Source organism: Azospirillum baldaniorum, from assembly GCF_003119195.2.
GTDB lineage: Bacteria > Pseudomonadota > Alphaproteobacteria > Azospirillales > Azospirillaceae > Azospirillum > Azospirillum baldaniorum.
This window is the reverse complement of sequence record NZ_CP022253.1, coordinates 1159570-1181711: the sequence shown is the minus strand read 5'-3', so window position 1 is coordinate 1181711 and position 22142 is coordinate 1159570. Positions and strand designations below refer to the sequence as shown.

At 70.4% G+C, this 22142-nt stretch carries 15 protein-coding genes; 4 read left to right on the top strand and 11 right to left on the bottom strand.

Going from position 1 to position 22142, the window contains the following annotated elements:
* Positions 1–54: 54 nt before the first annotated feature.
* The 9 genes from Sp245p_RS05470 to Sp245p_RS05430 all read right to left on the bottom strand — a co-directional run bounded on the left by Sp245p_RS05470 (position 55) and on the right by Sp245p_RS05430 (position 12926).
* A complete protein-coding gene (locus tag Sp245p_RS05470) occupies positions 55–1227 on the bottom strand; it encodes a dihydrodipicolinate synthase family protein (protein ID WP_014241097.1) in 1173 nt (390 codons plus the stop codon).
* A gap of 15 nt (positions 1228–1242) precedes the next feature.
* A complete protein-coding gene (locus tag Sp245p_RS05465; RefSeq protein WP_014241098.1) occupies positions 1243–2394 on the bottom strand; it encodes a Gfo/Idh/MocA family protein in 1152 nt (383 codons plus the stop codon).
* A gap of 20 nt (positions 2395–2414) precedes the next feature.
* Positions 2415–3707: an enolase-like domain-containing protein gene (locus Sp245p_RS05460; RefSeq protein ID WP_014241099.1), complete on the bottom strand. Its 1293-nt coding sequence runs from the start codon at positions 3705–3707 to the stop codon at positions 2415–2417.
* A 199-nt stretch (positions 3708–3906) separates the two neighbouring features.
* A complete protein-coding gene (locus Sp245p_RS05455; RefSeq protein WP_014241100.1) occupies positions 3907–4731 on the bottom strand; it encodes an ABC transporter ATP-binding protein in 825 nt (274 codons plus the stop codon).
* 26 nt (positions 4732–4757) lie between these two features.
* Positions 4758–5756, bottom strand: a complete 999-nt coding sequence (locus tag Sp245p_RS05450; RefSeq protein WP_014241101.1) for an ABC transporter substrate-binding protein — start codon at positions 5754–5756, stop codon at positions 4758–4760.
* A gap of 52 nt (positions 5757–5808) precedes the next feature.
* On the bottom strand, positions 5809–6681 hold the full coding sequence (locus Sp245p_RS05445; RefSeq protein ID WP_014241102.1) for an ABC transporter permease: 873 nt from the start codon (positions 6679–6681) through the stop codon (positions 5809–5811).
* A 157-nt stretch (positions 6682–6838) separates the two neighbouring features.
* Positions 6839–7531 carry a TetR/AcrR family transcriptional regulator gene (locus Sp245p_RS05440; protein ID WP_014241103.1) on the bottom strand — a complete coding sequence of 231 codons (693 nt, stop codon included), beginning with the start codon at positions 7529–7531 and terminating at the stop codon, positions 6839–6841.
* Positions 7532–7624: 93 nt separating this feature from the next.
* On the bottom strand, positions 7625–9910 hold the full coding sequence (locus Sp245p_RS05435) for an SH3 domain-containing protein (protein ID WP_109138401.1): 2286 nt from the start codon (positions 9908–9910) through the stop codon (positions 7625–7627).
* A gap of 280 nt (positions 9911–10190) precedes the next feature.
* The gene (locus tag Sp245p_RS05430) at positions 10191–12926 is read right to left on the bottom strand and encodes an SUMF1/EgtB/PvdO family nonheme iron enzyme (protein ID WP_014241106.1); all 2736 of its coding nucleotides are present in this window, start codon (positions 12924–12926) and stop codon (positions 10191–10193) included.
* Positions 12927–13195: 269 nt separating this feature from the next.
* On the opposite strand from Sp245p_RS05430, the gene Sp245p_RS05425 reads away from it, so the two are divergent.
* Positions 13196–13456: a DUF3126 family protein gene (locus Sp245p_RS05425; protein WP_014241108.1), complete on the top strand. Its 261-nt coding sequence runs from the start codon at positions 13196–13198 to the stop codon at positions 13454–13456.
* Between the two features lie 108 nt (positions 13457–13564).
* Here the strand turns inward: Sp245p_RS05425 and Sp245p_RS05420 are convergent, their stop codons facing one another.
* Together Sp245p_RS05420 and Sp245p_RS05415 are read right to left on the bottom strand one after the other, a co-directional pair.
* Positions 13565–14179 (bottom strand): hypothetical protein, encoded by a 615-nt coding sequence (locus tag Sp245p_RS05420; protein ID WP_014241109.1) that lies wholly within the window; start codon positions 14177–14179, stop codon positions 13565–13567.
* Positions 14180–14530: 351 nt separating this feature from the next.
* Positions 14531–14950, bottom strand: a complete 420-nt coding sequence (locus Sp245p_RS05415) for a cupin domain-containing protein (RefSeq protein WP_014241111.1) — start codon at positions 14948–14950, stop codon at positions 14531–14533.
* Positions 14951–15124: 174 nt separating this feature from the next.
* On the opposite strand from Sp245p_RS05415, the gene Sp245p_RS05410 reads away from it, so the two are divergent.
* The 3 genes from Sp245p_RS05410 to Sp245p_RS05400 are packed head-to-tail and all read left to right on the top strand — an operon-like array spanning position 15125 to position 22132.
* Positions 15125–20545, top strand: coding sequence for an AMP-binding protein (locus Sp245p_RS05410; protein WP_109138589.1), 5421 nt, complete (start codon positions 15125–15127; stop codon positions 20543–20545).
* Entirely contained in the window at positions 20542–21315 is a 774-nt protein-coding gene (locus tag Sp245p_RS05405) for an ABC transporter ATP-binding protein (protein WP_014241114.1), read from the top strand. The genes Sp245p_RS05410 and Sp245p_RS05405 overlap by 4 nt, the downstream gene beginning before the upstream one ends.
* Positions 21308–22132 carry an ABC transporter permease gene (locus Sp245p_RS05400; RefSeq protein ID WP_109138400.1) on the top strand — a complete coding sequence of 275 codons (825 nt, stop codon included), beginning with the start codon at positions 21308–21310 and terminating at the stop codon, positions 22130–22132. Before Sp245p_RS05405 ends, Sp245p_RS05400 begins: the two co-directional genes overlap by 8 nt.
* Positions 22133–22142: the final 10 nt, after the last annotated feature.

Sequence of the window (22142 nt, the reverse complement as noted above, 5' to 3'; positions counted from 1 at the left end):
CACCCGGCGCCTTCGGCGCCGCCCTCTCCCCAGAGGGGAGAGGGGCTTATCCCCTCACACCGCCTCGATGCCGCGGACGGCCAGGACGTCGGCCATGCGCCACACCGCCTCTTCCGGGTCGCGCAGCAGCCCGGCCTTGTCGGCCAGCCGGAAAATCTCGGCCAGATGCAGGGTGGAGCGCGTGCCCTCCTGCCCGCCGATCATCGTGAAATGGTCCTGGTGGCCGTTCATGTAGGCCATGAAGACCACCCCGGTCTTGTAGAAGCGGGTCGGCGCCTTGAAGATGTGGCGGGACAGCGGGACGGTCGGCTCCAGAATTTCGTGGAAGCGCCCCTCCTCGCCCGCCGCCAGCTCGGCCAAGGCCGCCGCCGCCGCCGGGGCGATGGCGTCGAAGATGCCCAGCAGAGCGTCGGAATGGCCCTCCGCGTCGCCGGCGATCAGTTCCGCGTAGTTGAAGTCGTCGCCGGTGTACATGCGCACGCCGGGGGCCAGACGGCGGCGCATGACGATCTCCTTGTCCTTGTCGAGCAGAGAGATCTTCACCCCGTCGACCTTGGCCGCGAAGTCGTTGATGATGCCGACCGCCGTGTCGAGAGCCACCGGGAAGTCGTTGGTTCCCCAATAGCCGGCCAGCGCCGGGTCGAACATGTCGCCCAGCCAGTGGATGATCACCGGGCTGCGCACCTGGGACAGGATGCGGCTGTAGACGCGGACGTAATCGTCCGGCCCCTTGGCCACTCGGGCGAGCGCGCGTGACGCCATCAGGATCACCCGCCCGCCGAGGTCCTCGACCGCGGCGACCTGAGTCTCATAGGCGCGGATCACGTCGTCGAGAGACCGCGCGTCCTCCGGCGCCAGATGGTCGGTGCCCGCCCCGCAGGCGATCAGCGCGTTGCCGCGCGCCTTCGCCGCGGTCAGGGAGCGCCGGATCAGCTCCAGCGAGGCGTTCCAGTCCAGCCCCATGCCGCGCTGCGCGGTGTCCATCGCCTCGGCAACGCCGAAGCCGAGGTCCCACAAATGCTCGCGGAAGGCAATGGTGCGGTCCCAGTCGATGGCCGGGGTCAGCCAGGGGTCGTTGTCGGCCAGCGGGTCGGCCACCATGTGCGCGGCGGCGTAGGCCACGCGGTTCAGCGGTCGGTCGGTGCGGGCGGGGAAGCCCCGCGCCGGGGCCACCTCGTAAGTCTCCAACGACCGGTCGGCGCGCGGCAGCTTGATGGTCAATGCCATGAGTGCGAACTCCGGTCAGGCGGTCAGCGAGGGAACGTCGACCCAGCGGCGCTCCTTCCAGCTCTTCAGCGCGGCCTCGACGAGTTGCACGCCCTTGGCGCCCTCGATCAGGCCGTGGTCGAAGGGGGCATCCTCGACGACGTGGCGGATGAAGGATTCCCACTGCGTCTTGAAGCCGTTGTCGGTCGGCTGGTTGTCGGGCACCGGCTGCCACGTCGCGTAGAAGTCCATGGTCTGCTTCTGGTCCGGGTTCCACACCGGGCGCGGCGTGCCCTGGCGCGGCTGGATCACGCAGTCGCTCAAACCCGCGACGGCCGAGCCGTGGGTGCCGTCCACCTGGAAGGTCACCAGATCGTCGCGGTAGACGCGCGTCGCCCAGGAGGAGTTGATGTGGGCGATGACTCCGCCCTCCAGCTCGAAGGTGGCGTAGGCCGCGTCGTCGGCGGTGGCCTGATAGCGCTTGCCCTGCTCGTCCCAGCGCTCCGGGATGTGGATGGCGCCGAGGCAGGAGACGCTCTTCACCTGCCCGAACAGGTTGTCGAGCACGTAGCGCCAGTGGCAGACCATGTCGAGGATGATGCCGCCGCCGTCCTCCTCCCGGTAGTTCCAGGAGGGACGCTGCGCCGGCTGCCAGTCGCCCTCGAACACCCAATAGCCGAACTCGCCGCGCACCGAGAGGATCTTCCCGAAGAAGCCGCTGTCGCGCAGCATCTTCAGCTTCTGCAGGCCGGGCAGGAACAGCTTGTCCTGCACGGTGCCGTTCTTCACCCCGGCCTCCTCGGCCAGCCGGACGACGCGCAGCGCCTCCTCCAGGTTGGTGGCGATGGGCTTCTCGCAATAGACGTGCTTGCCGGCGCGGATCGCCGCCTCCAGCAGCGTCGGCCGCATCTGGGTGGTGCCGGCGTCGAAGAAGATCGTGTCGTCGGGGTTCGCCAGGGCCGTGTCCAGATTGTCGGTCCAGCGCTCCACGCCGTGGCGCTGGGCCAGCTCGCGGATCTTCTCGGCGTTGCGCCCGACCAGGATGGGGTCCGGCATGACGCGGGACCCGTCGGACAGCGTGACGCCGCCTTGCGCCCGGATGGCGAGGATCGACCGGATCAGGTGCTGGTTCATGCCCATGCGGCCGGTCACGCCATGCATGATGATACCAAGGCGCTTCGTGCTCATGTCGGGGACTCCCTAGGGGATTATTCGTTCTGTAGAGGGGACAGGCGGTCCCACCGGGGCTGCGCCGCGCTGGCGAAGCCGGGGACGGCCAGGGTTTCGGTCGGCAGGCTGCCGCCCGCCGTGGCGAGGCGGACGATGCCGTCCCGCCGGGTATAGAAGCCGGGATGCGCGCCGAGGAAGGCGTCGGCTTCCGGCGCTCCGTCGAAGCCGTTTCCGTACTGGTGGCCGTTGCGCTCCGCGTCGGCGATGCCGAGCAGCGCGACCAGGGCCGTGTCCTGCTGCACCGCCAGCCCGGCCTGACAGGTCAGGTCCTCCGCGGCGATGAAGTGCGGCGCGCCCCAGGCCTCGCAGCGCGCCCGGTTCAGGACGGCCTTGTAGAGACCCTTGCAGGATTTGGACGACACACCGCGGTAGCCGGCGGCGCGGGCGCGCGGGAAGGCGTCGTAGCCGTCGTCGGACTCGTCGATGATGAAGGGGATGCGTTCCGCCACGGCGCCCAGCGGCGCCTCCAGCGCGCGCTCCCGCGCCACCGGTTGCTCGATGTAGAGCAGGCGCCCGCGGAACCCGGCCAGCGCCGGGTCGCGCTCCAGCCCCGCCACGAAGGCGTTAAGGGCCGCGGCGTCCGCGTATTGCTCGTTGCCGTCCAGCGTGGCGCGATAGTCGCCCGCCGCCGCGTCCAGCACGCCGGCGATCTCGGCCAAGCGCGCGAGATCGGCGGACGGATCGCCGCCCAGCTTGATCTTGAAGCGCCCCAGCCGCTCCTGCGCCAGCAGGGCGCGCAGGGCCTCCGGCTCGTCGAGCAGCCCGACCGTGTGGCGGAGCGCCACGGACATCCGCGGCTCCAGCCCGGCGAGAAAACCGTCCAGGTCGAATCCCGCCAAGTCCGGCGTCAGCCGCGCGTCGATCCCGGCGCAGTTCGCCCGCATGCCGGTGAAGAAATCCGTGTTCAGGACCCGCAGCAGCCCGTCCAGCACCGCCTTGTCGATCAGCGCCGGTCCGTAGGCGGCCGTCAGGTCGGGCAACCCGGCGGCGCGGCAGGCCGCCCGCTGAGTCTCGTAGGCCGCCGCATGGTGGCCGAAGGCGGTGTCCGTGCGATCCGTCCCGTAGGCGTCGCGGGCGAGGCGCAGGGAGCGGCGCAGGCCGTCCACCGTCTCGTCCGGGCTGCGGTCCGGGCGTTTGTCGAACCACTTCGGCATCATCATCTCGGCGGTGCCGCCCCACGCCTCGCCGACGCCGTCCACATGGACCAGGACGCGGACGAAGGCCTGGGGAGCCGCCTCCACCGTCACGCTGCCGAAGCGGAAGGGCTTCACGAAGCGGACGGGGCGTTCATAGAGGTCGATGGCGCGGATGGTGAGGAGGGGGGCTGGCCCAAGTGCGGTGCCCCCACCCTTCCCGCTTCGCGGGCCCCTTCCCTCCCCCGCTGACGCAGGGGAGGGAGGTGATTCCCCTCCCCTGCGCAGCGGGGGAGGGAAGGGGAGGGGGCAAGACTCATCCATCTCCTCACCCCCCTCAGTCCAGATGCCCTTGGGCGTTGAAATGCGCCCGGATGCGCTGGGTCAGCTCGATGAAGACCGGGTGCCCCATGACATCCAGCGAACGCGGGCGGGGCAGCGGCACCTCGTAGGTCGCGGCGATGGCGCCGGGACGCTCCGACATCACCATCACCCGGTCGGCCAGGAACACCGCCTCGGGGATCGAGTGGGTGATCAGCAGAACCGTCTTGCCCGTCTCGTGCTGGATGCGTTGCAGCTCGACGTTCATCTTCTCCCGCGTCATGGCGTCGAGCGCGCCGAACGGCTCGTCCATCAGCAGGATCTTCGGGTCGTGGACCAGCGCCCGGCACAGCGAGGCGCGCTGCTGCATGCCGCCGGAGAGCTGCCAGGGGTACTTGTTCTCGAACCCCTCCAGCCCGGTCATGCGGATCAGGGCGCGGGCGCGCTCCAGATACTTGTCGCGCGGCAGGCCGCGGACCTCCACCGGCATCATGATGTTGCGCAGCACCGTCCGCCAGGCGAGCAGCACCGGGCTCTGGAACACGATGCCCACATCGTCGTGCGGCTCGGTCACCGTGGTGCCTTCGATGGTGATGGCGCCCTCGCTGACCGGCAGCAGGCCGGCGACCAGCTTCAGCAGCGTGGACTTGCCGCAGCCGGACGGGCCGACCACCACCAGGAACTCGCCGTCCCGCACGTCGAAGGTGATCGGGCGCAGGGACGGCACCTCCCCGTCGCGGGTGCGGTAGGTCTTGGTCACGCCGTCGATCTGGATCAGGGTCTTCTGCGACAGGCGGGCCGTTTCGGCCGATCCGACGACTTTCAACTGGGGCTGAGCCATGTCCCTGCTCTCCTGTCCGTCCGGCCTCACTGGCCCGCCGCGGCGGGATCTGGGAGGAAATCGCGGGTGTAGAAGGCCTTCGGGTTCTTCTTCGCCGCGGCGTCCAGACCGCCGTACTCGACCAGCAGGTCCACGGTCTCGGCCATGTTGGCGTCGGTGACGCGGAAGGGCCGCTGCCCCTTGGTCTCCGCCGTGCGGTAGAGCGGCGTGGTCAGCTCGAAGCCCTCCAGCAGGGTGGCTTCCTGGCCGCCCTTGGGGTTGGCCTTGAGGATGGCGGCCACCGCCTCCTTCGGGTTCTTCTCCGCCCCCTCGACCGCCTTGGTCGTCGCGGCCATGAAGCGCTTCACGAGGTCCGGCTTGTCCTTCAGCGTGTCGGTGTGGGCGATGATGCCGGAGGAGACCATGTTGACGCCGTAGTCGGCGAAGCGGATCGGCGTCACCGACTTGCCGGTGGCGTCCTTGATCTTCATGCTCTGGTCCATGACGTAGCCCAGAAGCAGGTCCGCCTGCCCGTTGATGACGGCGTTCAGCTTGGTCTGGGCGTCGCCCGACACGACGCGGAAATCACTGTCCTTCAGGCCGGTCTTCTTCAGGAACAGCGGCCAGATCTGGGACATGCTGTCGCCCGGCGTCATGGCGACGGTCTTGCCCTTGATGTCCTCGGGCTTGCGGATGTTCTTGTCGGTGAAGCCCATGGCCGACATCGGGCTGGTCTGGAGCAGCACGCCCGGCGAGGTGACCGGGGCGCCCTTCACCGCCGCCTTCATCATGGTCGGCACGTCGACGTACCCGAAATCGACGGTCTTCGCGGCCACCGCCTGGGTCGTCACCGCCGACCCGCGGCCCTCCTGGATCTCCAGGTCGATGCCCTCGGCCTCGTACAGGCCCTTGTCCTTGCCGTAGTAGAAGGGGGCGTGCTCGCCATACACGTACCAGTTCAGCATCAGCACGACCTTGTCCGCGGCCTGGGCCGGAAGCGTCGTGGCCGTGAGGGCGCAGAGCGCCGCGAAGAGCGTCCGTTTCATCTCGTCTCCTCCCGAAGGGTGTCCGGCGTCGCTGTTGGTTTTGTTGTCGGCGTTACGACGTCGGGATGTAGTTGTGGCGTTGGCTCGCGTGCCAGGGGATGGCGAGCCGCTCGATCACGTCGATGACCCAGAAAAGCACCACCCCGATCAGCGCCAGCACCACCAGGGCCGCGAACATCAGGGGAAGTTCGAAATTGCCGATGGAGCGCTGCAGGACGAAGCCGATGCCGGAATTCGCCCCGACGAACTCGCCCACCACGGCGCCCACCACGGCCAGCGTGATCGACACCTTCAGGCCGGCGAAGATGGCCGGCAGGGCGTGCGGCAGGCTGACCATGCGGAAGGTCTGAAGGCGCGTCGCCTTCATGGACTTGGCGAGGTCCATCATGTCGCCGTCCACCGACTTGAAGCCCTGCACCGCCGACACGACGATGGGGAAGAAAGCCAGCAGGAAGGCGGAAATCACCTTGGGCAGCAGCCCGAAGCCGAACCACACCACGAACAGCGGGGCGATGGCGACCTTCGGGATCGACTGCGAGAAGACCAGCAGCGGGTAGACGTAGGATTCCACCGTCTTCGACCCGGCGATCAGCATGGCGATGGGAATGCCGAACAGCACCGACAGGGCGAAGCCGCCCAAGGTCGCCAGCGTGGTCGGCACCGACGCCGCCAGAAGCTGGTCCCAATCCGCGGCGAGCGCCAAGGCCACATCACCCGGTTTCGGTATAAGATAGGGCGGGATCGCGAAGATCCGCACCGACAGGTCCCACAGGACGGTCAGGACCACCAGGAACAGCACCGGCCGGAACCAGCCGGAATTGAGCAGACGCAGCAGCGTGGCACCCGCCCCGCCCCGTCGCGCCGCCGTTCCCGAAGCGGGACCGCCACGGGACGCATTCCCGTGAGCCGCCGCATCGACAGCCATCGCTCCTCCTCCCCCGGTCGTTGCGGCGCCGACGTGAGGCGCTCTTTTAACCGGCTGGTTAAAAGTAAGCCCGGCGCGGCAAAGCGGTCAACCCTGCCAAAGAGGTAGGACGGATGGTCAGGTATGCGGATTATTCATGATGAAACCTTCCACGGGCTCACGCCCGCAGCGATGACAGGATCAGTTCCACCATATGGTCCAGCCGCTCCGCCTTGGCCTCCTCGGCGAGCAGGTCGCGGCCGAAGATGACCGACAGGGTGTGGACGTTGGACAGGTAGAAGTAGGACTGCCCGGCGATGGAAATGTAGAGCTGCACCGGGTCCACCCCCGTCCGGAAGATCCCGGTGGCGACGCCGCGCGCCAGCACGTCGGCGATCATCTGCACGAAGGGAGAATGCATGGCGTGCACCTTGTCGGAGGTCTTCAGCAGCTCCGCCCGGTGCAGGTTCTCGATGTTCAGCAGCGCCATGAACTCGGGATGGTCGAGGAAATACTGCCAGGTGAAGTGGATCAGCCGGGCGATGGCGGCGGGCGGGTCCAGCGTCTCCAGGCTCAGCGTGCGTTCGGTGGCGCGGATGTGCGCGTAGGCGCCCTCCAGCACCGTCAGGTACAGGCTCTCCTTGTTGCCGACATGGTAGTAGAGCATGCGCTTGTTGGTGCCGGCGACCTCGGCGATCCGCTCCACGCGGGCGCCGCCCAGCCCATGGCGCGCGAACTCCTCCGTCGCGGCGGCGAGGATGCGCGCGCGGGTGCCCTCCGGGTCGCGGGTGACCTTCGCGGGCTTGGCCGGCTTGATTGGGGCCGGCTTGGCTGCGGAAGCGGTCTTCTTCGGGTCGGTCAGCGTGTCCATCCAGGCCGGGTCCTCGCATGGCGCGGCGGGAGGGCGAGCCGCAATGCGTTCCAATGTGGAGCATATCAGCCGAAACGGAAAGACGAAGCGGCGTTACCGACTCAAGAGCGTCGCGCCGCGCCAGATGCCGGGTTGCATCGCACCGGTGACGTCGATGGCTGCTCCCGGGCCGTCTTGGATGCCGCCGCGGAACTGCCCGACATGGCGGGTGCCGCCGCGCATCGACAACTCGCCCGGCCCCGCCGGAAGCCGGTCCACCACCACGCCGCTGAACCGCTCGCCGTTGGTGAAGGCCAACTCGCCGTGGCCGTCCACGCGGCCCTGGCGGACCTCGCCGGCGTAGGAATCGCCGTTGGCGAAGCGGTAAACGCCCGGGCCGTTCGGCACGGCGTTCACGAAGGTCCCCTCGAAGCGGTCGCCGGACGGAAAACCCAGGACGCCGTAGCCGGACATCTGGTCGTCCTTCCACTCTCCCTCATAGACCTGCCCGTTGGCGAAGCGGTAGACGCCGACGCCGTTGCGGCTGATCGTTCCCTGGATGGAGAAATTGCCCAGACCGCGGTTCCACGCTCCCTCGTAGACGTCGCCGTTGGGGAAGCGGTGCACCCCGAAGCCCGACTCCCCGCCGCGGGCCTGACCAGCGGCGCGGCGGGCGGCGGCCTGGGCCTCGCGCGCCTTCGCCTCCGCCCCGCGCCCGGCGGTGGCCGAACGGGCGGCACGGGCGGCGGCGTTGCGGCCCGCCTGCACGGCGTCGCGGTAGGGTTCGGCCAGCCCGGCGACGACCGGGTCCGCGCCGGAGGCGGAGCGCCCCGCGGCGCTGTCCCCGCCACCCTCGGGAAGAGCGGCAAGCCGCGTCGGACCGGTCGTGCCGGACAGCGCGCCGGCCACCGGATCGACGTCGTTGCGAACCACCGAGGGCGGCGGGTAGGCGTTGGGCGCCGCACCACCCATGGACACCGCCTCGCCCGACCGGCCCGCCAATGTCCCCGTGGTGACGTAGCCCTCCTGCCCCGACGAATCCCGCACCAGCACCCAGCCGGAGTCGGGCCCCGCCTGGAGCAGCGTCACCCGTTGCCCCTGCTCCAGATCGCGCAGGCTGCGGGCGCCCAGCACCGGGCGGGCGAACAGGTTGGCGTCGCGCGCCACCGTGTAGACGCCGGGAGTCAGCATCGCCGGCTGGGGCGGTTGCTGGGGCGTCGTCGGTTGGGCGGAGGCGACCGGCACCTCCTCCGGCTTGGCGAGGTTGCTGGAGAAGGCGAAGCCGGTCTTGCCGTCCTGCTCGACGCGCAGCCAGCCGCCGTTGCGCCGGGTCCGCCCGGTGACCGTGACCTCGCTGTCGTGGCGCAGCGTGCCGACGACCGCCGCCTTGGTGTCGGGACCGGCGCGCAGGTTGGTGTCGCGCGTCACCACCCGCTTCTCGTTCAGCGGGTCCACCTCCACCTCGGCGACCACCGGGGCGGCGGGCTTTTCCTCCGCCTTCTGCGGCAGCGGCTTAGGTTCGATTGCCTTGGGTTCGATTGGCTTGGATTCGGCCGGCTTCGGTTCGGGGATCGTCGCCTCCACGGCGGGCGGCGCCTCCTCCGTCCGGGCGACGACGGGGGCGGACGGCGCGCGCGGGCCGGGCACCAGCACGAGATCGGCGCCCAACCGGTCCTGGAGCCAGGGGTGCTGCGTACCGCGGGTGCGTCCGACGACGGTGCGGGCAACCTCGGCCAGCGCATCACGCAGCGGCACGCCCGGCTTGACCATCTCCTGCGCCAGGGCGGTGGAGAAAACGTCCGCTCCCTTGCCGGCCGCCGTCGCGGGCGGCGTGCCGGGCCGGTGCGAGTAGACGACGAACAGGTTGTCGAGCGCCGCCGGGGCCGCCAGCGCCGGCTTGACCGACCGCCCCTCCTCGCCCATCGCCGCGGCCAGCCGGTCGGCCAGCGGGTGGGCGGGCACCGGGTCGAACACGGCGACGGCCTTGCGCCCGCTGCGCTGGATCTCCTTCAGCGCGTAGTCCAGCTCGACGGTGTCGAAGATCACGTCGTATTCGGAGCCGGGCTTGGAATCCACCGGAACCAGGAAGCCCTTGGCCGACAGGCTCAGCGCCACACCGGAGTAATAGAGGAAACCCAGGTCGGCCTGCCCCAGCGCGTCCTGGAAACGGCTCAGCGCCGCGACCATGCCGCGGTGGTCGAGGTTCTCGGCAGCGGTGACGGTGAAGCCGGCACGGCGCAGCGCGTCGGCGACGACCGCAGCGTTGGCGCCCACCCCGGCGGCCGGGCCGCCCTCCTGGTACTGCGCGTTGCCGATCACCAGCGCGACGCGCTTGTCGTCGGCGAATGCCATGGGGGCAAAGGCGGAGTTCGCCGTCACCAGGACCAGCGCAACGGTCAAAACGGCGCTCCGGGGCCAGCGCAACACGTCGATACCCTCCACCTGAATCTTTCTTTGACCACCCCTTTAGGGAGTCCCGGGCCGCGGCGGCTGTAACGAATTTGGTCGAAGCCGCCGCCGGCCTCCTGTTTTCGGGCCGTCCGGTCCGCAGCCGGTTTGCGGATCGCCAAGCCTTGAACGGCCAAGTCTAGCGCATTGGCCCAGCACCGATTTCTGCAATTTCGGGGGCGCCGCGGTCCCATCCGCAGACGGTGCGTCCCACCAACGAACGCGGGCGGAGTCAGTTCAGGTCGCGGGCCACCCGCAACCCGTCGGCGAAATAGCGCACGTCGGCGTCGTAGCCGATGCGAGCGGTGACGGCGATGGCGTCCTGCCCGTCCCGCCAGGAGCCGCCGCGCAGCACCCGCTTGCGGCAATCGCCCTCCATCCAGGCGCTGCCGTCCGTCGGGGCGCCCTTGTAGCCGGGGTTCCAGCAGTCGGCGACCCACTCCGCCACCCCGCCGCTGGTGTCGTAGAGGCCGAAGGCGTTGGGCTGGAAGCTGCCGACCGGCGCCGGCAGGGAGCGGTCGGCGGCCCCGCCGCAGTCGCGGCAGTTGGCCAGCCGCGCCCCCGGCGTCAGGCTGTCCCCCCAGGCGAAGCGCGCCGCGCTGCCGCCGCGCGCCGCATACTCCCACTCGGCCTCGCTCGGCAGGCGGTAGCGCTGACCGGTCTTGCGGCTGAGCCACTCGGTGTAGGCCAGCGCGTCCTCGACATGGATGTTGTGCACCGGCGTGTCGTCGGAGGGGTTGCGCATCCGCGGCATGGCGGCGCAGCCGCCGCCCTCCACGCAGGCCCGCCAGTTGGCGACCGTCACCTCGTAGACCCCGATGGCGAAGGGCTTGGCAAAGGTGACGCGGCGGGGCGGGCGCTGGCTCGCGTCGCCGCGCTCGCTACCCATGACGAAGCTGCCGGCGGGAATGCGCATCATCGGCGGGCAGGCCGGGCAATCCTGGAAGCTGCTGCCGTTGCCCTGCGCCCGCCCCTGCGAGCCCCCCGGCTGGGCCGGTGCGGCGAGCGCCAGCCGCTGGCGGTCCTCCGGCCCGGCGGGGCGCAGCGCGGGACCGCGGACGAAGCCCTGCACGCCGCCCTGGGTGCCGTCATCCAGGGCCACCCGGTACCAGTCGGCGTCGGTCACCCGGCCCAGCACCCGCACCGGGCCGTCCTTGGCGAGGGCGCCGACCCGCTCCGACCGCGCGTCCGGCCCGGCGCGCAACTCCGCGTCGGCGACGGCCACGTACATCCCCTCCCCGGCGGTGTCGAGCTGGAGTTCCGGCGGCGGGGTGGCCTTGCCGCCAGATGATCCATTTCCCGACGACCCGCTGCTTCCCGCCCCTCCGGCCGGGGCGGCCGCCGCGACCTTGGCCGATTCGGCGCGCAGCCGGTTCAGCCGGTCCCGCGCCGGGGCGGCGAAGGGGCCGGTGCCGAACAGCCGGAGGAAGGCGTCCAGCGCGTCGGCGTCGCGGCTGTCGCGCACGCGGCGCCACAGCGACTCCTCCAGATCGGCCTGAGGCGGGGCGGCACCGGCCTCCTCGACCTCCAGAAGCGCGCTCATCGTCGTGCGCCCGCCGCGCCCGTCCTCGACCAGCACGCTGAACACCCCGGCGCGTCCCGCGGGGGCGCGTTCCGGGTCGAAGGTCAGCGCGGTCAACCGCTCCGGCGCCAGCTTGTCGCCGGGCTTCAGCGGGGTGGTGCCGTCGTGGACCTTGCCCCGCTCCGGCACGGCGCTGACGGTGAAGGTCAGCGGGTCGCCGTCCGGGTCGGTGGGCACCTCCAGCCGCAGGCTGTTGACGACGGCGCGCACGCTGCGCTCGGCGACGGCGACCGGCGGGCGGTTGCTCGGCTTGATGACGATCGGCACGGCGCCCCGCGCCACCCCGCCGCGCCCGTCCATCACCGCGAACTCGAAACTGCCGGCATCGCCGAGGTGGGTGGCGTCGGCCCGGAAGGTCGCGGCGGTGAGCTGGTCGAGCGTCAGATAGTCGCCGATCAGCACCACCCGGTCGCCGATGCGCACCCCGCCGCCGCGCGGCAGGCCGGTCACCTGGGCAAAGAGCTGATCGTTGTCGGGATCGCTGGGCCGCGCGATGCCCAACCCCTCCGTCCCGCCGCGGTCGAACACCTCCAGCGGCTTGAAGGCGGCGAGCTGCGGCGGCCGGTTCTCGGGCAGCGGGTTGAAATAGAAGGGGGCGGCCCCCAGCGAGCCGTAAAGGAACGGTTCCTGCCGCCCCTGGGTGACCTGCATGACGTCGTCGCGCACGCGGCGGAAGAACAGGCTCAGCTCCAGCCCCGGCACGTCGAAGTTCTTCAGCAGCGACGCGGTGTAGGGGCTGTGGTCGCCCTGCCCGTCCTCGGCCACCGCGTCGGCGCGGGTGGCCATGGCGACCAGCGTGTCGGTCGGCGTGTCGTCAACGCGGGCGAAGCCGGAATGCACCTCCGTCTTCTTGGTGCCGGACCGCACCAGACGGTCGGCGAAGGGGTTGTTGCGGCAGGCGTCCAGGATCAGGATGCCCAGCTTGCGCGCCTGGGCCAGTTCGCCCATCGGCAGGTTCAGCGGCAGCGCCTCGTAGACCAGATCGCGCTCGCGCTCCAGCCGGGCGTCGGCGGGAATCAGGAAGTTGGTGCCGCCGACCTGCATGCCGTGGCCGGCGAAATAGAGCAGCGCCACGTCGGCCTGCGCCGCCTGGATGCCGAAGCCGCGCAACGCCTCGGCCATGCCGCGGTTGTCGAGGTCATAGCGCTCCTCCACCGCGAAGCCGAGCTTGCGCAGGGCCGCCGACATGGCGCGGGCGTCGTTGCGCGGGTTGGGCAGTTCGGTGGCGTGGCGGTAGGCACCGACGCCGATGACCAGCGCGATGCGCTGCTCCGGCGCGGTGGCGGCCAGACCGGGCATGGGCCACGCCGCCATGACCAGCAGCAGGCCGGCGGTCACCGCCAGAAGGATGCGGCACGAGACGAAACGGCGAAGGCGTGCAGCCATGGTCACCCCTTGCCATGGTCACCGGACGGCGGGGCGCGGACGCCCCCATAGTCCAACCCGTCCAGTATTTGGCCGCGCCTCCCGGAACAAGAGGACAAAACCGGCTAACAGCCCTCCACAGGCGGGGGCATGGTCCCCCGCAAGAAAGACGGGGCCCGCGGCGGGCGGCGCGGCGAATGCGCGATCCGGGGCGATCCGGGGCGATGTTGTGCTTTCCCTTTGCCCGAAAGGTTTCTATATGACCCCTTCGACAACACAGGGATCATGCCATGCCGCCCGCCAAGCCGACGGTCGCCAAGATGACCGAAACCGAAATCGCCCGTGTGCAGAGCTATCTGCGCAAGACTCTCGGCAACGACAAGATCATCATCCAGCCGCCCGAGAAGGCCGGCCAGTCCGCAGAAGTCATGCTGGGCGACGAGTTCGTCGGCACCCTGCACCGCGACGTGGACGAGGGTGAGGTCTCCTACGCCCTGCACGTCGTCATCCTGGAAGAAGACCTGCCGGCAGCCCCGACGGCCCGTCGCTGAGTCACGCCCTTCCGGCGTCCTTCCAGCGCGGTCCTCTCCCGCCCCCGCGGCGGGAGGGGCGCTTGCCCGCGCGCCGTCGGAACCCGCCGACAGAACTCAGAATGATTGTCAGCCCGGCCGGCTGTGGCGGCGCAGTTCCGCGGCCAGTCCGGCCATCAGCGTCTCGCCGCCCGATAGGGTGAGGCCACGCACCAGGACGAGCGCCGGCAGATGGTTCCGGCGCAGCAGAAGCAGCCGGTAGCCGGCGCGCCGCCGACGACCCTTCCCCGGTTTCCCATCCTCCTCCGCATCCACATCCCCGCCGGCCAGCGCCAGTTCCTTTTGGTGCTGCTGCAGGGTCATCGTCTGGATGCGGGCCACGAACAGCGGGCGTTTGCCCTGCGGCGGGTAGAGCGCCACCCCGCGGATCGTGTCGTGGGGAACAAGCTGCCCGTGGGCGGTCAGCCCCTCCGGCGCCACGACCAGCCGCACGGCGCTGCGCCTTGCGGCCCGCAGCAGCGTGATCATCCACATCAGCAGAAGCGGCACCGCGCACAGGACGCCCAGCCAGCGCAGCATCGAGGCCGTCGGCTCCAGCGTCAGTTCGGCCACGACGACGAAACCGGCCAGCAGCAGGGCGGCATAGAGCAGGTGGGCGTAGCGCTGGGGCGGCACGCTGGACGGCGACGCCTCGAACACCGTCGCCTGCCCCTTGTCCTCGCGGGAGATCTCGACTTCGGGCATCCCGTCCGCATCCTCATCACGCCGCCACACACCGCCCTAATACCCTCGACGCGCCCAACATGCCAGAACAGCGGCGCCCGCCCGCCTGTCCAGCGATCCGGTCACCTGTCCAGTCTTCCAGACAGGTGCGGTCCGGAGCTTCTTGCCGAAAGCACGGAAAACCGGCTCCGGGGGCCCGCCCAAGCGCTGGCATGGGCATTGCTTTCCTTTGCAACGAAGCGTCCCGTGGCCGCGTCGTTCCCTGTGGCCATGGCGGCGATTCCTCCAAAGCATCTGGCCGGCCGCACCGTCGTTTCCACGACGGGTGCGACCGGCACTTTTTTGGCCGGCACTTTTTTGGCGGATGCGGCGTCAGTCCCCGGCGGGCGCTTCGGCCCCCTCGGTCGGGAAGTCGGCGGGAAGCGTGATCTCCAGCATCTCAAGATCGTCGGAATGGGCGATCTCCACATGCCGGATGCCCGGCGGCTGGTGGACGCAGGAGCCGGCCTGCAACAGCACCTCCCCCACGCCTTCGTAAGCGAACTTCACCCAGCCCTTCAGAACGTAGACCATCTGGAAATCCAGCGCGTGCCGGTGCCAGCCGCCGTGCGACGGCTCGCCGGGGCGGGCGCGGATGACGTGGGCGTTCGCCTTGCCCGCCGTGGCGGCGCGGATGCCCAGGTCGCGGTACTCGAAGAAGGGCCGCAGCCCGTCGCGCTTGAAGTCCGCCGGGTCGGGATGGCTGACCGCGAAGGTCACCGAATCGTTCGCAGGCGCGTCGTTTTTTGACATGCCGTTTCCTCCCATGGCTATTGATTGCGGCAAGTATGACCGAAAGCCGCGTATACGGCATACCCCCGCCGCGCACGGCGCCATTGCAGCCCATGCAGGGCGCCGCGCTATAGTGATGCCCGCCGCGCACAAGACGTGGCCGCCAAGGAAGAAATGCCCGATCGGGAGGAAAGCATGGATCACGCCGTCGCGGAGTCCGCCGGACAGCCGCCGCTGCCGCAGGATGTCGCCGTCAACCCCATCCGCTCCGCCGCGGACTGGCAGAGCCAGCGCGACGCCTGCGCGGCCGATCCCGGCGCTTTCCACGGTGCCATCGCCGCAGAGACGATCCACTGGTTCGACGGGGCCCACTGGCTGATGCGCGAGGCGGACGGGGTGTGGCGCGGCTGGAACGCCGCGACGGGCGAGGCTGCGGAACGGGCGGACTGGACGCCCTGGACCCAGGCTTTCGACGGGTCGGAGGCGCCCTTCTACCGCTGGTTCGCGGGCGGGCTGACCAACGCCGCCTTCAACGAGGTGGACCGCCACGTCCTGTCCGGCCATGGGTCGGAGACCGCCTACTGGTACGAGGGCGACCGCTGGGACGCCGCCGCCAACGGCGGGCGCGGCGGCCCGGTCCATCACGTCACGCTGACCCGGCGCGAGCTGCTGGTCCGCTCCGCGCTGGCCGCGCTGGCGCTGCGCGGGCTGGGGTTGAGGCAAGGCGACCGCATCGCGCTGAACATGCCCAACATCCTTGACCAGATCGTCTGGACGGAGGGAGCAAAGCGCATCGGCGTCATCTACACCGCCGTCTTCGGCGGCTTCTCCGACAAGACGCTGTCCGACCGCATCGAGAACGCGGGCGCCCGCGTCGTCATCACCGCCGACGGCGCCAGCCGCAACGCCGAGATGGCCCCCTTCAAGGAAGCCTACAGCGACCCGGCGCTCGACCGCTTCGTCGCCCTGCCCACGGCGCTGCGCATCACCGAAGAGGTCCTGCGCGCCAAGCTGGGCGACACGGCCTTGATGGAGCCGGTGCGCCGCGGGCTGGCGGGCGAGATCACCGTCGCCCCCGCCGACGTGATGCGCGAGCTTGGCCGGGCGCTGGACCGCGCCGGGACGCTCGACGCCGCCACCGTGGCCGACCTGCGCGCCAGCGTCGCCGAGGCGCTGACCGCCGCCCCGCCGCGCGTCGAGGCGGTGATCGTCGTCCGCCACGCCGGGCTTCCCGACATCCCGTGGACCGAGGGCCGCGACGTCTGGGCGCACGAGCTGCTGACGAAGGCCGAGGCGGAGCTGTGCGCCACCGCCGGCCTGCCCGGCATGGAGGCGCTGCGCGCGCTGGACGACCGGGCGCTCTACGCCGCCGTGGCGAAGTCCGTGCCCTGCGTGCCGGTGGACGCCGAGTATCCGCTGTTCATCATCTACACCTCCGGCTCCACCGGGAAGCCGAAGGGTGTGGTGCATGTCCATGGCGGCTACGTCGCCGGCCTTGCCCACACCATGAAGGTCAGCTTCGACGCCCTGCCGGGCCGCGACGCGATCTACGTTGTCGCCGATCCCGGCTGGATCACCGGACAGAGCTACCTCATCACCGCCAGCCTCGCCGCCCGCATCCCCGGCATCGTGACGGAGGGGGCGCCGGTCTTCCCCAACGCCGGGCGCTTCGCCTCGATCATCGAGCGGCACAAGGTGACCATCTTCAAGGCGGGCGTGACCTTCCTGAAGACGGTCATGACCCACCCGGAGAATCGCGCCGACGTCGAGCGCTACGACCGCAGCAGCTTGCGCGTCGCGACCTTCTGCGCGGAGCCGACCAGCCCCGCCGTCCAGGCCTTCGGCATGGCGGTGATGACGCCGCAATACATCAACAGCTATTGGGCGACGGAGCATGGCGGCATCGTCTGGACCCACCCCTACGGCAACCCCGACCAGCCGCTGCGCGCCGACGCCCACACCTACCCCCTGCCCTGGGTTCTGGGCGACGTCTGGGTTCCCGAGAGCGAGCCGGACGCCACGGGCCGTGTCGCCTTCCGCCCCGCCGAGGTGGAGGAGAAGGGCGAGATCGTCGTCACCGCCCCCTATCCCTACCTGACCCGTACCATCTGGGGCGATGCGGAGAATGTCGGCAAACCCGGCTGGAAAGGCGATTTCGACCGTTTCGTGACGACCTATTTCGGGCGCTTCCGCGATGCGGACGGCAAGCCGGTCTGGGCCTACCTGCAAGGCGACTTCGCGCGCAAGTACGAGGACGGCAGCTTCAGCCTGCACGGCCGGTCCGACGACGTCATCAACGTGTCCGGCCACCGCATGGGGACGGAGGAGATCGAGGGCGCGATCCTGCGCGACAAGCAGATCAACCCCGACAGCCCGGTCGGCAACGTCATCGTGGTCGGCGCCCCCCACCGCGAGAAGGGCCTGACCCCGGTCGCCTTCGTCCTGCCCGCCAAGGGCCGCGACCTGACGGCGGACGACGAGCGCCGGCTCAAGGATCTGGTGCGGCAGGAGAAGGGCGCCGTCGCCGTCCCCTCCGACATCCTTTCCGTTCCGGCCTTTCCCGAGACGCGCTCCGGCAAGTACATGCGCCGCTTCCTGGCGGCGATGATGAACGGGGAGCCGCTGGGCGACACCTCCACCCTGCGCAACCCGGAGTGCCTGACCGACCTTGAGGCGCGCATCGCCGCCTGGACACGCGGCCAACAGCGGGCGGAGGAACAGACCCTCATCGAGCGGCAGCGCTTCCTGTCCGTTCAGTACGACCGGCTGGCCGATGGCGTGCGCATGGCGACGGTGACCATCGACAACCCGCCGGTCAACGCGCTCTCCGACCGCCTGCTCGACGAGCTGGACACGCTGGTCGCCCATCTCGCCCGGCGGGCGGACGTGCGCGCCGTGGTGATCACCGGCACGGGCCGCAACTTCGTGGCCGGCGCCGACATCCGCCAGCTTCTCGACGAGGTGCGGGACGAGAGCGAGGCCCGCGCCCTGCCCGCCAAGGCCCACGCCGTCTTCCGCGCCCTCGCGGCGCTGGACAAGCCGGTGTTCGCGGCGATCCGCGGCGTGGCGCTCGGCGGCGGCTGCGAGCTGGCCATGGCCTGTCATGTCCGGGTGGCCGATCCGCGAGCCCGGCTGGGCCAGCCGGAGATCAACCTGTTCCTGCCGCCGGGCTATGGCGGCACGCAACGCTTGCCGCGCCTGCTGCTGCGCAAGGACCCGGAGCGGGGCTATGGGCGGGCGCTGGAGATCCTGCTGTCGGGGCGCCAGATCGATGCCGGGACAGCGCTTGAGTATGGTTTGGTCGATGTGGTGGCGCGGTGGGCGGACGACGCGCTGACACTGGCGAAGGCGATGGCAAGGGAGGCCGCACTTGCCCCCACGAACACCCTTGCCCCCTCCCTAACCCTCCCCCGCTTCGCAGGGGAGGGAACTCCGCCGCCCGCCGACAAAACCCTCCCCTGCGCAGCGGGGGAGGGAGGGACCCGCGAAGCGGGAGGGTGGGGGCAATGCGCCCATCTGCTGAAACAAGCCCACAGCGTCGGCCGCGGCCCGGTGGCCGACACCATCGTCCGGTTGGTCGACACCGGCCTGCGTGACGGCTGCGACGCCGGCAGCAAGGCCGAGATCGACGCCTTTGCCCGCTTCCTGCTGGACTCCGACAACGGCGCCAAGAAGGGCATCACCCTGTTCCTGGAGAAGAAGTCCCCGCCCCTGCCCGCACGACCAAGACGCGCGAGCCGCGACGGCGTGCTGCCCATCGGCAGCCCCTTCGTCCCCGGCGCCACACCCCTGCCCCGCTGGCAGCTCGCCCAGGCCGTTGTCCGCGACCTGGAAACCGGCGCGGCGGCCCACGGCGACCCGGAGCAGGCCGAAACCGAGGTCGTCATCCCCGTCCCCGAGCCCAGCCCCAACCAAGCGCTCGTCTACGTCCTGGCTTCCGAGGTCAACTACAACGACGTCTGGGCGCTGACCGGCATTCCCATCTCCCTGTTCGACGAGCATGACGAGGACGTGCACGTCACCGGCTCCGGCGGCGTCGGCATGGTCGTGCGCATGGGCGAGGCGTTGCAGGCGCAGGGGCGGCTGGCGGTCGGCGATCTGGTCGCCATCTATTCCGGCGTCTCCGACCTGCTGGACCCGGAGGCCGGGGCCGACCCGATGTTCACCGACTTCCACATCCAGGGCTACCAGTCGCCGGACGGCAGCCACCAGCAGTTCATGCTGGCCGACGGGCCGCAGCTCTTCCCCCTGCCGCCCGGCCTCGCGCTGGAGGAGGCGGGCAGCTACATGCTCGCCGCCGGAACCGGCTACCGCGCGCTGTTCACCGCCCTCGACGTGCAGCCCGGCAAGCGCCTGCTGGTCGAGGGCGCGGCCGGCGGCACCGGCGCCTGGACCGTCGAGCTGGCGCTGGCCCGGCGCATGAAGGTGACCGGCATGGTGTCGTCGGAACGCCGCGCCGCCGCCATCCGCGCCCGAGGGGCCGAGGCGGTGGACCGCTCCGTCGCGGAGGCCGGCTTCACCCGCATCCCCGCCGACCCGGCGCAGTGGGCGGCATGGGAGGAGGCCGGACGCCCCTACCTCGACGCGCTGCGCGCCGCCAACGGCGGCCAGCTCGTGGACTACGCGGTCAGCCACGCCGGCGAGACGACCTTCCCGCGCACCTTCCAATCGCTGGCGGACGGCGGCGCGCTGACCTTCTTCGGCGCCTCCAGCGGCTACCACATGACCTTCCTCGGCAAGCCCGGTTCCGCCGAGCCCGCCGAGATGCTGCGCCGCGCCCGCCTGCGCCCCGGCGAGGCCGTGCTGGTCTTCTACGGCGCCGGGGCGGTGGGGCTGCGCGACGACATGGCGCTGTCGGCCATCGAGGCGGCCCGCGAGTCCGGTGCCCGCGTCTGCGTCGTCACCGACCGGGATTCCGAACGCGACTTCGTGCTGTCGCTCGGCTATGGCGAGGCGCTGGCCGGCGCCGTGTCGCTGGCCGAGATCAAGCGACGCGTGCCGCATTTCGACTGGCCCGAGACCATGCCGGACCTGCCCGACCCGCAGCGCGAGACCGCGGCCTTCAAGGAGGCCGTGCGGCTGTTCACCGAGGACACCTTCAAGCCGCTGGGCCAAGCGGTTGGCCGCATCCTGCGCGCCGCCGACAACCCGCGCGGCATGCCCGACGTGGTGGTGGAACGGGCGCGGCGCGACACGCTGGCCGTCTCCACCATGCTCGTGAAGCCGCACACGGGCCGCGTCGTCTATTGCGGCGACATGGCCCCCAATGGAAATGGTCGTCGCTACAGCTTCTACGCGCCGCAGGTGTGGATGCGCCAGCGCCGCATCCTGATGCCATCCGCGTCCATCGTCGGTACGCATCTTTCGAACGCTGCGGAAATCGCAGGGCTGAACCGCGTCATTGCGTCGGGGGCGGTCCGTGTGCCAACGACATACCTCGGGAACTGGGACGAGCTGCCCACGCTCCATCAGGCCATGTGGGAGAACCGCCTGCCGGAAGCGACCGGCGGCGCCGCCAAGGCCGTCGTGAACCACGCGCTGCCGGAAGCGGGCCTGACCTCGCGCGATGAACTGCTGATCGCCTGGGCGGGGTCGGCAACAGGAAAGGGACAATGAGGCTTATCATCAAGGACCTGTGCCACCGCTACGACGACCTCGTCGTACTGGACGGCATCGACCTGACGGTGCAGGAGGGGGAGGTTCTGGCCGTCATCGGCCCGTCGGGCTGTGGCAAGTCCACCCTGCTCGGCATCGCCGGCGGCATCGTGGCGCCCACCTCCGGCAGCATCGCGGTGGCGGGCGAAGTGCCGGACGGCTGCCTGAACCCGATCACCTTCATCTTCCAGGACTTCGCCCTGCTGCCCTGGCGCAGCGTCGAGGACAACCTGTCGCTCGTCCTCGAACACCACCCGCTGTCGGCGGCCGAGCGGCGGGAGCGCATCGAGTCCGGCCTGCGCCGCATGGGTCTGTGGGACTTCCGCAAGGCGCTGCCCAAGCAGTTGTCGGGCGGCATGCGGCAGCGCGTTGGCATCGCCCGCGCGCTGGCCGTGCGCCCGGCCATGCTGCTGCTGGACGAGCCGCTGTCGGCGCTCGACGCCCAGACGCGCGAGCTGCTGATGGAGGACTTCCTGTCGCTCTGGCAGCGCGAGCGGACGACCGCCCTCTACGTCACCCACAATCTGGACGAGGCGCTGCGTCTGGCCGACCGGGTCGTCGTGCTCAGCCGCCGTCCGGGCCGCCTGCGCGAGATCGTGACCATCGAGGAGCCGCGCGACCAGCGGCTGGAGCCCTCCGCCCAGGCCCATCTGGCGGAGGTGCGCGACCGGCTGTGGCACCTGATCCGGGCCGAGGCCCAACTGGCCGACCGGGAGATCGCCGATGCCTGACACCAGTCTCCCCATGACCGACCGCTCCGCCGCGCCGTCGCAACCCGTCCGCTTCCGCGGCGGCGGCTTCACGGTCAAGGGGCACCGGTGGGCAGCGCTGCTCGCCTTCGTGGTGCTGATCGCGGTGTGGGAGTCCACCAACCGCTTCGGCCTCGTCAGCGAGCTGTTCCTGCCGCCGCCGAGCGCGGTCGCCTCGGCGCTCGCCGCCATGGCGCAGGACGGATCGCTGTGGCAGCACCTGAAGGCGTCGCTGATGCGAATCGGCGTCGGCTGGGTCATGGGCACGGTGGCCGGCATGGCCGTGGGATTCGCCATGGGCATCGGCTCGGTGGCGCGGGCGGTCGGCGTGCCGCTGGTCTCGGCCTTCTTCCCGATCCCGAAGATCGCGCTGCTGCCGCTTTTCATCCTGTGGTTCGGCATCGGCGAGCCGTCGAAGTTCGCCACCATCGGCTTCGGCGTCTTCTTCCCGACGGTGATCGCCACCTACAGCGCCATCGATTCGGTGCCGCGCAACCTGATCCGCATGGCGCAGAGCTTCGGCCTGCCCTGGGCGTCGATCCTGCGCAAGATCGTGCTTCCCGGCGCCCTGCCCGGCATCCTCGCCGGCTTCCGCATCACCGCCTCCATCGCGCTGATCCTGGTGGTCGCGGCGGAGATGATCGGCGCGGAATACGGCATCGGCGCCTTCGTCCTGACCGCCGGCAACCTGATGCTGACCGACCAGCTGCTGGCCGGCGTGCTGGTTCTCTCGCTGCTCGGCCTGAGCATCGGGACCGTGCTGTCCATCCTGGAACGCCGCCTTCTGAAATGGCGGTGAGAAAAATGAT

Coding starts and splice junctions, on each gene's coding strand:
- Sp245p_RS05470 (WP_014241097.1), bottom strand. CDS start 1,227: ATGGCATTGACCATCAAGCTGCCGCGCGCCGACCGGTCGTTGGAGACT.
- Sp245p_RS05465 (WP_014241098.1), bottom strand. CDS start 2,394: ATGAGCACGAAGCGCCTTGGTATCATCATGCATGGCGTGACCGGCCGC.
- Sp245p_RS05455 (WP_014241100.1), bottom strand. CDS start 4,731: ATGGCTCAGCCCCAGTTGAAAGTCGTCGGATCGGCCGAAACGGCCCGC.
- Sp245p_RS05450 (WP_014241101.1), bottom strand. CDS start 5,756: ATGAAACGGACGCTCTTCGCGGCGCTCTGCGCCCTCACGGCCACGACG.
- Sp245p_RS05445 (WP_014241102.1), bottom strand. CDS start 6,681: ATGGCTGTCGATGCGGCGGCTCACGGGAATGCGTCCCGTGGCGGTCCC.
- Sp245p_RS05440 (WP_014241103.1), bottom strand. CDS start 7,531: ATGGACACGCTGACCGACCCGAAGAAGACCGCTTCCGCAGCCAAGCCG.
- Sp245p_RS05430 (WP_014241106.1), bottom strand. CDS start 12,926: ATGGCTGCACGCCTTCGCCGTTTCGTCTCGTGCCGCATCCTTCTGGCG.
- Sp245p_RS05425 (WP_014241108.1), top strand. CDS start 13,196: ATGCCGCCCGCCAAGCCGACGGTCGCCAAGATGACCGAAACCGAAATC.
- Sp245p_RS05420 (WP_014241109.1), bottom strand. CDS start 14,179: ATGCCCGAAGTCGAGATCTCCCGCGAGGACAAGGGGCAGGCGACGGTG.
- Sp245p_RS05415 (WP_014241111.1), bottom strand. CDS start 14,950: ATGTCAAAAAACGACGCGCCTGCGAACGATTCGGTGACCTTCGCGGTC.
- Sp245p_RS05410 (WP_109138589.1), top strand. CDS start 15,125: ATGGATCACGCCGTCGCGGAGTCCGCCGGACAGCCGCCGCTGCCGCAG.
- Sp245p_RS05405 (WP_014241114.1), top strand. CDS start 20,542: ATGAGGCTTATCATCAAGGACCTGTGCCACCGCTACGACGACCTCGTC.
- Sp245p_RS05400 (WP_109138400.1), top strand. CDS start 21,308: ATGCCTGACACCAGTCTCCCCATGACCGACCGCTCCGCCGCGCCGTCG.